This window comes from Pseudomonas sp. LH21, assembly GCF_036549575.1.
GTDB lineage: Bacteria > Pseudomonadota > Gammaproteobacteria > Pseudomonadales > Pseudomonadaceae > Aquipseudomonas > Aquipseudomonas peradeniyensis.
This window is the reverse complement of the sequence record NZ_CP144367.1, coordinates 2,374,338-2,386,777: the sequence shown is the minus strand read 5'-3', so window position 1 is coordinate 2,386,777 and position 12,440 is coordinate 2,374,338. Positions and strand designations below refer to the sequence as shown.

11 protein-coding genes and 1 pseudogene are annotated in these 12,440 nt (G+C 65.5%); 6 read left to right on the top strand and 6 right to left on the bottom strand.

The features are described 5' to 3' along the window. Positions 1–186: 186 nt before the first annotated feature. The 3 genes from VUG52_RS11005 to VUG52_RS10995 form a co-directional block, all read right to left on the bottom strand. A complete protein-coding gene (locus VUG52_RS11005) occupies positions 187–2,286 on the bottom strand; it encodes a putative bifunctional diguanylate cyclase/phosphodiesterase (protein ID WP_050706095.1) in 2,100 nt (699 codons plus the stop codon). 141 nt (positions 2,287–2,427) lie between these two features. Continuing rightward, positions 2,428–2,928 (bottom strand): acetyltransferase, encoded by a 501-nt coding sequence (locus VUG52_RS11000; protein ID WP_050706096.1) that lies wholly within the window; start codon positions 2,926–2,928, stop codon positions 2,428–2,430. A gap of 202 nt (positions 2,929–3,130) precedes the next feature. Further along, entirely contained in the window at positions 3,131–3,550 is a 420-nt protein-coding gene (locus tag VUG52_RS10995) for a RidA family protein (RefSeq protein ID WP_050706097.1), read from the bottom strand. A gap of 141 nt (positions 3,551–3,691) precedes the next feature. Here VUG52_RS10995 and VUG52_RS10990 point away from each other — a divergent pair, with 141 nt between their 5' ends. Further along, complete coding sequence (locus VUG52_RS10990) at positions 3,692–4,441, top strand: SIR2 family NAD-dependent protein deacylase (RefSeq protein WP_050706098.1); 750 nt, start codon at positions 3,692–3,694, stop codon at positions 4,439–4,441. A gap of 69 nt (positions 4,442–4,510) precedes the next feature. Here the strand turns inward: VUG52_RS10990 and VUG52_RS10985 are convergent, their stop codons facing one another. Both VUG52_RS10985 and VUG52_RS10980 read right to left on the bottom strand, forming a co-directional pair. Continuing rightward, positions 4,511–4,978 carry an FAD/FMN-containing dehydrogenase gene (locus VUG52_RS10985; RefSeq protein WP_331832962.1) on the bottom strand — a complete coding sequence of 156 codons (468 nt, stop codon included), beginning with the start codon at positions 4,976–4,978 and terminating at the stop codon, positions 4,511–4,513. Between the two features lie 61 nt (positions 4,979–5,039). Continuing rightward, complete coding sequence (locus tag VUG52_RS10980) at positions 5,040–5,654, bottom strand: LysE family translocator (RefSeq protein ID WP_331832961.1); 615 nt, start codon at positions 5,652–5,654, stop codon at positions 5,040–5,042. A gap of 112 nt (positions 5,655–5,766) precedes the next feature. Here VUG52_RS10980 and VUG52_RS10975 point away from each other — a divergent pair, with 112 nt between their 5' ends. The 3 genes and pseudogenes from VUG52_RS10975 (at position 5,767) to VUG52_RS10965 (ending at position 9,572) form a co-directional block, all read left to right on the top strand. Then, positions 5,767–6,219 (top strand): Lrp/AsnC family transcriptional regulator, encoded by a 453-nt coding sequence (locus VUG52_RS10975; protein WP_050706101.1) that lies wholly within the window; start codon positions 5,767–5,769, stop codon positions 6,217–6,219. A 417-nt stretch (positions 6,220–6,636) separates the two neighbouring features. Continuing rightward, positions 6,637–8,049 carry a purine-cytosine permease family protein gene (locus VUG52_RS10970; protein ID WP_050706102.1) on the top strand — a complete coding sequence of 471 codons (1,413 nt, stop codon included), beginning with the start codon at positions 6,637–6,639 and terminating at the stop codon, positions 8,047–8,049. Positions 8,050–8,220: 171 nt separating this feature from the next. Beyond that, a pseudogene (locus tag VUG52_RS10965) lies at positions 8,221–9,572 on the top strand (SPFH domain-containing protein). Between the two features lie 199 nt (positions 9,573–9,771). Here VUG52_RS10965 and VUG52_RS10960 read toward each other — a convergent pair. Next, a complete protein-coding gene (locus VUG52_RS10960) occupies positions 9,772–11,001 on the bottom strand; it encodes an acyl-CoA dehydrogenase (protein ID WP_331832960.1) in 1,230 nt (409 codons plus the stop codon). A gap of 139 nt (positions 11,002–11,140) precedes the next feature. Between VUG52_RS10960 and VUG52_RS10955 the strand changes: the two genes are divergently transcribed. Both VUG52_RS10955 and VUG52_RS10950 read left to right on the top strand, forming a co-directional pair. Further along, positions 11,141–12,082 (top strand): LysR family transcriptional regulator, encoded by a 942-nt coding sequence (locus tag VUG52_RS10955; protein ID WP_050706105.1) that lies wholly within the window; start codon positions 11,141–11,143, stop codon positions 12,080–12,082. Between the two features lie 45 nt (positions 12,083–12,127). Next, the gene (locus tag VUG52_RS10950) at positions 12,128–12,346 is read left to right on the top strand and encodes a DUF2970 domain-containing protein (protein WP_050706106.1); all 219 of its coding nucleotides are present in this window, start codon (positions 12,128–12,130) and stop codon (positions 12,344–12,346) included. Positions 12,347–12,440: the final 94 nt, after the last annotated feature.

The following is a 12,440-nucleotide window of genomic DNA, read 5'->3' as shown; positions in this document are numbered from 1 at the left end:
TGCACAAGCGCCCCTATTACAGAAGCGGGTGCTTGAAGAGGGGTTGACGCGGGTCAGTGACAAGGTAGTCAGGGCGTCAGCTTTTCGAGACGTTCAACGTCGGGGTTGCGGCGCCGCCGTGGTCGGGCGCCGCGCAGCGCATCGTTGCCAGGCGACACCCACGGTAAAAGAAGGCTGGATGGCCGCTCAGGGGCGCGGCGGCACCTGTATCAAGCGCTCGCTCGCAGGCGCCGGCCTGCCGTACAGGTAGCCCTGGAAATGCGAACAGCCCTCGGCCATCAGGCGTTCCATCTGTTCAGCCGACTCCACGCCTTCGGCGGTGGTCTTGATCATCAGGCTGTTGGACAGCTCGGTGATGGCGCGGATGATCGACATCGCCTCGCGGCTCTCGCACATGTCGTGGACGAACGACTTGTCGATCTTGATCCGGTCGAAGGGGAACGAGCGCAGGTAGCCCAGCGAGGAATACCCCGTGCCGAAATCGTCGAGGGAAATCGACACCCCCAGGTCCTTCAAGGCCCGCAGGGTGCGCACGTTCTCCTCGCTGTTGCCCAGCAGCACCGACTCGGTGATCTCCAGTTCCAGGCGCGTGGCCGGCAGCCCCGAGTCGGCCAGGGCCAGGGCCACGGTATGTACCAGGTTGGCATTCTTGAACTGCACCGCCGACAGGTTGACCGACACCGTCTGCGCGGTGCCCCAACTGGCCGCCTCCTGACATGCAAGGTTCAGCGCCCGAGCGCCGATCTCGTGGATCAGCCCGGTCTCCTCGGCGATGGGGATGAAGTCCATGGGCATGATCATGCCGCGGTTCGGGTGCTCCCAGCGCAGCAGGGCCTCGTAGCCGGTGACGCTGGCGCTCTGCTGGTCCACTACCGGCTGGTAGTGCAGCTGCAACTGGCCCAGATGCAGCGCGGTGCGCAAGTCAGTCTCGACCAGGCGGCGTTGACGAGCCGCGACATCCAACTCGACATGGAAGCACTCGTAGCGGTTGCGACCGTTGCGCTTGGCCTCGTACAGGGCCATGTCGGCGTAGCCGAGCAGCTGCTCGGCCTGGTCGTGGTCGTCGGGCGCGACCGCCACGCCGATGCTCACCCCCACGCTGAACTGGTGCCCTTCGATATGGAAAGGCGGGCAGATCGCCTCGATCAGGCGCTGGGCGGTGTTGCGCGCCGCATCGCCGGTCTCCAGGCCCGACAGCACCACGGCGAACTCGTCGCCACCGAGCCGGGCCAGGGTGTCGTGCTCGCGCAGCTCGCGGCGCAGGCGCTTGCCCAGGGCGCGCAGCAGCTTGTCGCCGAAAGCGTGGCCAAGGGTGTCGTTGATGTTCTTGAAGTTGTCCAGGTCCAGGCACAAGGCGGCGGTCAGCTTGCCGCTGTCCTCGCCGCGCAGCAGCGCCTGCTTGAGACGCTCGTGGAACAGGGTGCGGTTGGGCAGCCCGGTCAGGGCGTCGTGGTGGGCCATGTGGTGGATCTGGGCATGGGCGGCCAGCTCCTCGGTGGCGTCCTCGGCGACGAACAGCACGTAGTCCCCCTGCCCTTCACGGTTGTCGCAGAGCGTGGCCCGGCTGCGCAGGGTGCGCGGCCCAATGGCGGTGTCGACCCGGGTTTCGGCGGCATGGCCCTTGGTGCTGCGTGCCCCACGCGCCAGCTGCTGTTCGAGGTAGTCGACGGCCGCCGGCACCAGGCACTGGCCTGGCAACTGGCCGACCATGCGCGTGCCCTGGCGGCCGAACAGCCGTTCGGCCTGCTGGTTGGCCAGGAGGATCTGCTGGCTCTGCAGGTCCTGGACGATGACGCTGGCGGGGATGTTGGCAATCACCGAATCGAGGAACTGCGACAGTGTGGCCATCTCCTGGCTGTACTGCTCGGCCAGCTCCTTGGCCTTGAGCAGCTCCAGCTCATGCTGGCGGCGCTCGGAGATGTCGCGGGTGATCTTGGCATAGCCGATCAGCTGGCCGCTGTGCTCATCCTTGATCGGCTCGATCACCACGCTGGTCCAGAAGTGCGAACCGTCCTTGCGCTGGCGCAGCCCTTCGGCCTGGAAGCGTCCTTGGTTGCGCGCGGTGTCCAGGCTGAGCGCCGGCAGGCCGGCATGGCGGTCCTCGTCGGTATAGAACACCGAGAAGTGCTGGCCGATGATCTCCTCGGCCTGGTAGCCCTTGGCCCGCTGCGCGCCCGGGTTCCAGTTGGCGACGATGCCCTCGGGGGTGAGCTGGTAGATGGCGTAGTCCGCCACGCTCTGGATCAACAACCGGTACATCATGTCGGGGTTTGCGGCGAGCGGCATGGGAATGACCTGACTCTTTCACAGCAGGAATAGGAAACCTCCGGACCGTACGTCGGAACAGTCCGAAATAACCAAGTGCTGGCATTATGCCGCTCGACGCAGGATTTTTGTGAAGTGCGTCACAAAAATTCTGCGAAAACGTCAGTGCCGCTGCCGGGTCACCAGAAAGTTGCGCAGTTGCGGCTCGTCATCCAGCGTGATCTCCCGCACCGCACGCGGCAGGTCCGCCAGCACTGCCTGGCAGAACGCCAGGGCCGGGGCATCCTCGGGATAGCAGCGCACCAGCCAGTCGCTGTCGCCTTGGCACAGCGTCTGCCGCGCCACCGCCAGGCCCACGCCCTGGCGACGGTACTTCTTGAGGATGAACAGGTCGGCCAGCTCGCAGGCCTCGATGCCGGGCAGTTCGCTGCGCTCGACAAGCATGAAGCCGGCGATGAAGCCGTCCACCAGGATCAGGCTGGCGCTCCAGCCGGGGGATTGCCAGTAGCGGGCGAAGTGCGGCTCGTGGATGTAGAAGCGCCCGTCCACCTCGACGTCCTCCTGCTCCCAGTCGGAGGACTCGTAGGCGTAGAACTGGTAGAGGTTGCGCACCAGCTCGGCGTGCTCGGGGCCGGTCTGGTGCAGTTCGACAGGGACGGTCATGGCGCAGGCTCGATTCAAATCGTCAGTCTACCAGCCCATCGTGGACCAAAGTCCTGCACGTCCCCCTGTAGGAGCGGCCTTGTGCCGCGAAGGGCCGCAAAGCGGCCCCGGCGATTTCTGCTTTACATTGGAAATCTGGGGCCGCTACGCGCCCCTTCGCGGCACAAGGCCGCTCCTACAGGGATTGTGCAGGGCTGATCGCTCACGCCTCGGGCAGCGCCGCCACCGCGTCCACTTCCACCAGCATCCCGTCCAGCGCCAGGCGCGGGACCGGAATCAGCGTGCAGGTCGGCGTCATCCTGCCACCCCAGGCGCGCTCGGCCTCGGCCACCCACTGGCTCAGGCGCGCCTCGGAATGGTCGACCACCAGCAAGGTGAGCTTGAACACGTGCTCGAGGGTGGCCCCGCGGGAGGCCAGGGCGATCTTCAGGTTCACCAGGGCCTGGCGCGCCTGCTCGTCGAAACGCGCCGACAGGTTGCCCTGCAGGTCCTCGCCGCCCTGCCCGGCGATGTACAGCAGGCGGCTGCCGGCACGCACTTCGGCGACATGGGAATAGGCGTTGCCACTGGGATCGTAGAGTCCTTCGGGGTTGCTCAGGGCGAAGGCGGCTGGCTGGGTCATGGTATCGCTCCGTCGATGGAATGAGCGGCCGAGTATCAGACCTCAGGTTAAGTCGAGGTCAAGCCCTCGATGCCCCAGTGCTTGTCGCCTTTGCCCCCCACTGGCACAGTGGCGCCCTCGCCCCGTCGTCCTGGAGCCCCCATGCCGTTCGATCCAACCTTGCTCGCCCAGGCCCGCCACGTGGTGGTGTTCACCGGCGCCGGCGTCTCAGCGGAAAGCGGCATCGCCACCTTCCGCGACAAGCTGACCGGGTTGTGGGAGCACTTCGACCCGGCGCAACTGGCCAGCGCCGAAGGCTTTCGCGCTGACCCGCCGCTGGTCTGGGGCTGGTACCAGATGCGCCGCGCCGGAATCGCCCAGGCCACGCCCAACCCCGCCCACCTGGCCATCGCCGCGCTGACGGCGCGGGTGCCGAAGCTGACCCTGGTGACGCAGAACGTCGACGATCTGCACGAGCGCGCCGGCAGCCCGGATGTGCTGCATTTGCATGGGCGACTGGACGCGTTTCGCTGCCTGGACTGCGCACGTCCGGCTGACGGGCCTGTGGCCCTGCCCGAGGACGCCCTGCAAGGCCGGCGCATCGAGCCACCGCGCTGCACTCGTTGCGCCGGGCCGTTACGGCCCGGGGTGGTGTGGTTCGGCGAGATGTTGCCGGAGCAGACGCTGGAGCGGGCGTTCGACGCCGCGCAGCAATGCGATGTGCTGTTGTCGGTGGGAACGTCCGGCGTGGTGCAGCCGGCGGCCTCGATTCCACGGCTGGCGCTGGCGGCGGGGGCGACGGTGGTGCATGTCAATCCGCAGCCGGCGAGCGAGGGGCATGCGCGGGAATTCGCGCTGGCCGGCAAGGCGGGCGAAGTGTTGCCTCAGCTGATGCGCCAGGCGTTTACCTGAATCTGCCGCTGACGGCCCTTTCGCGGGGCAAGCCCGCTCCCACGAGGCTCGCCTCCACAGGGCCATCGTTTACTGGTTGGCCTGCTCCAGCGCCGCTTTTAGGTCATCGGCAGCGGCATAGGTCTTCTGTCCGACCAATACGCCGTTGTCCAGCGAGAGCCACAGCACCTTGCCCTCCTCCCCGGCATAACGCGTGGCGACCTGACCTTCACGGTCCAGCAGCACCCGGTAGCTGTAGTCGCGCATCGCCGGGATGGCGAACAGCTTGCTGATCAGCGCCGGCATGCGCTGGATATCCGCGACGAACACCGCATTGCGTGCCTCCAGGTAGCCCTTGGGCTGCTCGGCCATGGCCGCCTTCACCAGCTTGGCACCGTCCATGTCGCGAGCGACCAGCAGGATGCGGGTGTCGCTGCCCAGGCTGTAGGGCTGGTCGTACTGGTCGAGCAAGGTCCAGGGCGCAAGGGTTTCCCCGGTCTGCACGGCATGGGCCAGCAACGGAAGCAGGCTGAGCAGGAGTGCGGCGGCGTATTTCATGGTTGGCGGTTCCGATTCATGAGGGCCGTCAGCATAGCCCAAGCCGCCGCCGTTGACAGGTTCAGCGCAATTGCCCGGCAATCAGCCCCACGGCGATCAGGATCATCACGCCGCCGGACAACCGCCCCACCACCCGCGCCGCCGCGGGCCGGGTGCGCAGCACGGCCTTGGCGCCGTAGCCGACCATCAGGTAGATCACCAGCGAGCTGCCCAGGTGCACCAGCCCCAGCAGCAGGATCTGCAACGGCAACGGCCAGCTCGACTGCGGGTCGGTGAACTGCGGCAGCAACGCCAGGAACAGCAGGAAGACCTTCGGATTCAGCCCGCTGACGCACAAGCCCTTGAACGCCCAGCGCGACCCCGAGTCGCGCTCGCCGCCCTCGCCCTCCTCGGGCACCGCCGGGCTCAACAGCAGGTTGCCGCCCAACCACAGCAGGTAGAGGCAGCCGGCCAGGGTGAGCAGGGTCAGCGCCAGCGGATGCCCGGCGAGCAGGCTGCCGACCCCGGCCGCCACCACCAGGGTGACGAGAAAATGCCCGGACAGCATGCCGGCCACCGCCGGCACCACCCAGCGCCCGCGCATGCCGGCCGAGATGGCATAGGCCCAGTCGGCACCGGGGGTGATCACGAACAGCAGGGAAACAGCCCAGAACGCCGCCAACACACTCATGGTCATATCGACCCTTCCTTTCACACAAGTTTCGGTGAAAGAAAGACTACGGATATCACCCGAGGATTTTCTTTCGTATATTCCCTCTACCAAGCCAAATACTGGAAGATTCTTCCCCATGGATCGAATCGATCAAAAGATCCTTGCCGAGCTGCAAAAAGACGGACGCCTGTCGGTCACCGAGCTGGCCGACCGCGTGGGCCTGAGCCTGTCGCCCTGCCACCGCCGCCTCAAGGCGCTGGAGGAATCCGGCGCCATCCTCGGTTACCACGCCCGCCTGGCCCCGGCGGCCCTGGGCCTGAACTTTGCCGCGCTGGTGTTCGTGACCCTGCGCGAAGTGACCCGCCAGCCGGTGGCGGACTTCGAGGCGGCACTCGGGGACATTCCACAGATCGTCGAGGCCCAGCGCCTGTTCGGCGATCCGGATTACCTGTTGCATGTGGTGGCCAGGGACCTGCCGGCGTTCCAGAAGCTGTACGACGAACAGCTGACCAGCATTCCCAATGTCAAACGCCTGAGCTCGACGCTGGTAATGAAGGAGGTGATCCAGGATCGGTTGTTGCCGATGTAGGTAGCCTGGTCGGTATGTATTGCCTGCACCGGCCCATTCGCGGGTAAACCCGCTCCCACAGATTCCGCAGGCTATTGATGAACCTGTGGGAGCGGGTTTACCCGCGAATGGGCCGGCCTGGTCAACCTGTACCCGTGCACCAGCAATGCTCATTCTGCACCACCACCGCGCACCCGAAGCCACCCGCAGCCCCTGCAACCCACCTACCTCAGGCGCTCCCGCCACCTGGCACCTTCCTTGCTCCCGTCCCCCGCTTAACCTTTTGCCAGCCTTAGGTTTTTTAAGGTTCATGAGCACAAATTTACTAATTTCTCGATACCCGCCCGCCCCGCATCATCGCTCCAACAAGAACGCGTCGCCCCTTGCCGGCACGCACCCGGGCCTCCCCCGATGCCCCACCTTGCCTTGGAGTCAGTCATGACCAGTGCAGCCAATTCGGCACCCCTCATCGAGAAACACACGATCGGCTACGTGCCGCCGCAAGACCGCCATGGAAAGGTAAGGGATCTGTTCACACTGTGGTTCGGCGGCAACATCGCGCCGTTGCCCATCGTCACCGGCGCGCTGGGCGTGCAGCTGTTCCACCTCAACCTGGTCTGGGGCATCGTCGCGATCCTCGTCGGCCACCTGGTCGGCGGCGTGCTCATGGCCCTGCACTCGGCCCAGGGGCCGCAGATGGGCATCCCGCAGATGATCCAGAGCCGCGCCCAGTTCGGCTCGCTCGGCGCCCTGCTGGTGGTGGTGATCGCCGGGGTCATGTACATCGGCTTCTTCGCCTCCAACATCGTCCTGGCCGGCAAGTCCCTGCACGGCGTGGTCGACAGCGTGCCGGTGCCGGTGGGCATCGTCATCGGCGCCCTGGGCTCGGGCATCATCGGCATCATCGGCTACCGCTTCATCCACGTGCTCAACCGCATCGGCACCTGGGTGCTGGGCATCGGCATCGTGGTCGGCTTCGGCTACATCTTCAGCCATGTCCAGAGCGACGACTTCCTCACCCGCGGCGGCTTCAACCTGGCCGGCTGGCTGGCCACCGTGTCGCTGGCGGCGCTGTGGCAGATCGCCTTCGCCCCCTACGTGTCGGACTACTCGCGCTACCTCCCGGCCGACGTGAAGGTGTCCTCGACCTTCTGGACCACCTACCTTGGCTCGGCCCTGGGCTCGAGCCTGTCGTTCATCTTCGGCGCGGTCGCGGTGCTGGCGATCCCGGCCGGGATGGACACCATGGACGCGGTCAAGCTCGCCACCGGCACCCTCGGCCCGCTGATGCTGGTGCTGTTCCTGCTCAGCGTGATCAGCCACAACGCCCTCAACCTGTACGGCGCGGTGCTGTCGATCATCACCCTGGTGCAGACCTTCGCCTACCGCTGGATCCCCACCGCCAAGAGCCGCGCCGTGCTGTCGCTGATCGTCCTGGCCGCCTGCTGCGTGGTGGCGGTGTTCGCCTCGGCGGACTTCATCGGCCACTTCGTCGACATGGTGCTGGTACTGCTGGTGGTGCTGGTGCCATGGACGGCGATCAACCTGATCGACTTCTATGTCATCCACAAGGGCGACTACGACATCGACTCGATCTTCAAGGTCGATGGCGGCATCTACGGCCGCTACAACCCCCAGGCGCTGATTGCCTACGCGGTGGGCATCGCGGTGCAGATCCCGTTCATGAACACACCGCTGTATGTCGGGCCGGTGTCCGCACACATCAATGGCGCCGACCTGTCGTGGCTGGTGGGGCTGGCGATCACCTCGCCGCTGTACTGGTGGCTGGCCAGTCGCGACAGCGCGTATCGCCGTCGCCAGGTGAGTGCAAAGCTGGCGGCGGGGGTCTGAATCCGCCGGGCTGATGATCGACAGGAAGACCCGCCACGGCGGGTCTTCTGCCATTGCCATGGCATACTCACCGCTCACCCAGAAACGTCCTACATCGCAAGCGGACCCAGCTGACTACTCCAGGCAAAACACCTTGGCGAGCATACGCACTTCCCGCACAAGGAGTGTCCCATGCAAAAATTGCCAGCCCCCGACTTCACGGTTCTGCACAAGAAACGCAAGCTGATTGCCGCCATCGCCCTGCCGATGCTCGCCCTCGGCGCCATCGCCGCCGTGTTCAACGAAGTGTTCTTCTACAACGAAGCGGGCCAGATGACCCACGTGCGCACGATCTTCGGCGAGGAAAAGGTGGTCGAGGATGTCGGCTACGCGACCAAGTGGTTCGGCCGCAGCACGGTCTGGCGACGCACCATTGGCGTCCAGTCCGCCCTGCGGGTGGACAACCAGGAGGACAATCGCAGCGGACAACCCTCGGTGATCCTGGAAAACCTGCCGATCGTGTTCCTCGGCAACGTCGATGCCAAGGCCGAATTCAGTACCCAGTTCCGCCTGCCCTCGGGCGATGCCTTCCTGAAGATTGCCCAGGAGTACCGCACCCCCGACAACTTCCTGCAACGCGCCCTGCTGCCCGCCGTCAAGGAAACCCTGCAGGCCACCGCCTCGCTGATGAGCGCCGATGACTACTACGCCGGCAACCGCAGCCACTTCGGCGCCGAATTCGAGAACCAGCTGCGCAACGGCCTGTACCTGACCAGCCGCAAGGAGATTCGCGTGCAGCGCGACAACCTGCCGGCACAGACCGCGATACTCCAGTCGGGCACCGACCAGGGCAGTTTCGGCGACAACTCCGCGACCCGCTTCGTCATCGAGAAGAAGCTCGACAAGGACGGCCAGGAACTACGCAAGCAACAGCAGTTCCGCCTGTTCGGCGTCGAAGTCGTCGATGCCCGGGTGACGCACATCGACCCCAACCCCCAGTACCAGGAACGCATGGTGAGGGTGCAGCAGGCCCTGGCCGAGCTGGCCGTGGCCCGGCAGAACCGCCTCAAGGAAGAAGAAGAAAAAGAGCTGTCTCCGCCCGCGGCGCCAAGGACGTCGAGGCCAAGCGCCAGGAAAGCCTGCGCCAGCAAATCGAACGGACCACGGAAGCCGAGACCGAGAAGCAGCTCACACTGATCAATGCCGAACGGGAAAAGCGCCGGGCCGAGATCGACAAGCAAACCGCCGAGCTGCTCCGTGACAAAGCCAAGGTCAACGCCGAGGCCACCAAGATCACGGCCGATGCGGAAGCCTATGCACGCGAGGCCTCGCTCAAGGCCGACGGCGCCCTGCAGACCAAGCTCGACGCCCTGGTGCAGATCAACCGCGCCTGGGCCAACGCAGCAGCCCAGGCGCCGGTGCCCAGCGTGATGATGGGAGGCTCCGACGCGGGACTTGGTCGTCAGGACGAGATGGGCAAACTGATGAGCGTACTCGCGACCAAGGCGGCGAAGGATCTGGTGATTGACCTCAAGACGCCTTGAGTAAACACGCCCCGCATGGGTACCTGAAACTCTACCAATGCGGGGTGTGCTGTTCGGACCGGTATGCTGTGCGAAGAGCAAGAAACTAGCAGCACTTTTCTCCTATCGAGGGCAACAAGTCCCAGCTCGGGAAACGCCCTACATCAAAGCGCGAAACCTCCCCCCATAGAATGGTCAGAGGAGACTTCCTTTCGTTGCATCAATACCCGCTGCGCAACATCTCCTTCGGCACATACTTGCCAATCTCATACTTGCCGATCGCCGCCCGGTGCACTTCATCCGGCCCGTCGGCCAGGCGCAGGGTGCGTTGCATCGCATACATGTACGCCAGCGGGAAATCACCGCTCACCCCGGCCCCGCCATGGATCTGGATGGCCCGGTCGATCACCTTCAGCGCAACGTTGGGCGCCACCACCTTGATCTGGGCGATCTCGCTGCGCGCCACCTTGTTGCCGACCGTGTCCATCATGTAGGCGGCCTTCAGGGTCAGCAGGCGGGCCATGTCGATCTCCATCCGCGAGTCGGCGATCTTGTCGACGTTGCCGCCCAGCCGCGCCAAGGGCCGGCCGAAAGCAGTGCGCTCGACCGAGCGCTTGCACATCAGCTCCAGCGCGCGTTCGGCCATGCCGATCGAGCGCATGCAGTGGTGGATCCGGCCTGGGCCGAGGCGGCCCTGGGCGATCTCGAAGCCGCGGCCCTCACCCAGGAGCACGTTTTCATAAGGCACACGCACGTTCTCGAACAGCACCTCGGCATGGCCGTGGGGCGCGTCGTCGTAGCCGAACACCGGCAGCGGGCGGGCGATCTTCACCCCGGCTGCATCGGTGGGCACCAGGATCATCGAGTGCTGCTGGTGGCGCTGGCCGTCCGGGTTGGACAGGCCCATGAAGATCATCACCTTGCAGCGCGGGTCGCAGGCGCCGGAGGTCCACCACTTGCGGCCGTTGATCACCCATTCGTCACCGTCGCGCACGGCGGTGGCGGCCATGTTGGTGGCGTCCGAGGAGGCCACGTCCGGCTCGGTCATGGCGAACGCCGAGCGGATCTCGCCGCGCAGCAGCGGCTCGAGCCACTGGCGTTTCTGCGCCTCGCTGCCATAGCGCACCAGCACCTCCATGTTGCCGGTGTCCGGCGCCGAGCAGTTGAACGGCTCGGGCCCCAGCAGCGAACGGCCCATGATCTCGGCCAGTGGCGCGTATTCGAGGTTGGTCAGCCCCGCGCCATACTCCGACTCCGGCAGGAACAGGTTCCACAGCCCCTCGGCACGGGCCTTGGCCTTGAGTTCCTCGACGATAGCGGTGGGCTGCCAGCGGTCACCCTCGGCGACCTGGCGCTCGAACACCGGCTCGGCCGGGTAGACGTATGCATCCATGAATGCGCTGACGCGCTCGCGCAGTGCCTGGACCTTGGGCGAATAGGCGAAATCCATCGGGGCTACCTTCAGTCAATGAAGAACATGGACCTGAGCCTAGAACAGCCACCCTTCATCCACCTAGTCTATTTTCTACGTGTATAAACATTCATAACCAATATATGATCATCTGATAACTCCAACAAAGAGCGGCGCCATGAACCTCAGCAAGGTCGACCTCAACCTGTTCATCGTCTTCGACGCCATCTACACCGAAGCCAACCTGACCCGCGCCGGGCAGATCGTCGGCATCACCCAGCCGGCGGTGTCCAACGCCCTGTCGCGCCTGCGCGAGACCTTCAACGACCCGCTGTTCGTGCGCACCGCCCAGGGCATGGTGCCCACGCCCATGGCGCAGAACATCATCGGCCCGGTGCGCAACGCGTTGTCGCTTCTGCGCACCTCGGTGCAGGAGAGCCGCATCTTCACCCCGCTGCAGGCCAGCAAGACCTTCCGCATCAGCATGACCGACCTCACCGAGGCGGTGATCTTGCCGCCGCTGTTCCAGCGTCTGCGCCGGCTGGCGCCGGCATTGGTGATCGAGAGCTTCCTGTGCAAGCGCCGCGAGACCACCAAGGAACTGGCCGCCGGGCGCCTGGACTTCGCCGTCGACGCGCCGCTGAACACCGACCCGCAGGTGCGCCACGTCAAGCTGATGCAGGACCGCTACGTCTGCGCCATGCGCCCCGGCCACCCGCAGGCCGACGGCAAGCTGACCCTGGACAGCTACCTGGCCATGACCCACATCCATATCTCCAGCCGCCGCAACGGCCTGGGTTATGTGGACCTGGCCCTGGGCAAGATGGGCGTGCAGCGCCGTGTCGCGCTGCGCTCGCAGCACTACCTGATGGCCTCGCAGGTGCTGCAGCAGACCGACATGGTGATGACCGTGCCCGAGCGATTCGCCCGTCGCCACCAGCTGCGCCACCAGCCGCTGCCGGTGGAGGTGCCGGCGCTGGAGACCCACCTGTACTGGCACGAAAGCACCGACCAGGACCCGGCCAACCGCTGGATGCGCGAGCAGATCATCGAGCTGTGCGAACGGGTGGTGGCCCAGGACGAGCAGGAACAGGCGGATCCGGCCATGGCCTCGGCCTGAATCGCCTACACTGTCGGTGATTGCCTCTGAACCAGGGAGCCACTCATGGACGACCACCAACACGGCAAGCCACCGACCTTCTGGCAGATGCTGCAGAGCATCCTCGCCGCCGCCTTTGGCGTGCAAAGCGGCAAGAACCGCGCCCGCGACTTCACCTATGGCAAGGCCAGCCATTTCATCGTGATGGGGACGCTGTTCACGCTGATCTTCATCTTCGTGCTGATCGGGTTGGTGCAGCTGGCAATGCACCTGACGGCGCGCTAGCGACGCCGCGTCAGGTCAGCAACGACACATCACTCGTGGGAGCGGGCTTGCCCCGCGATCATGTGCGTTCATCGCGGGGCAAGCCCGCTCCCAC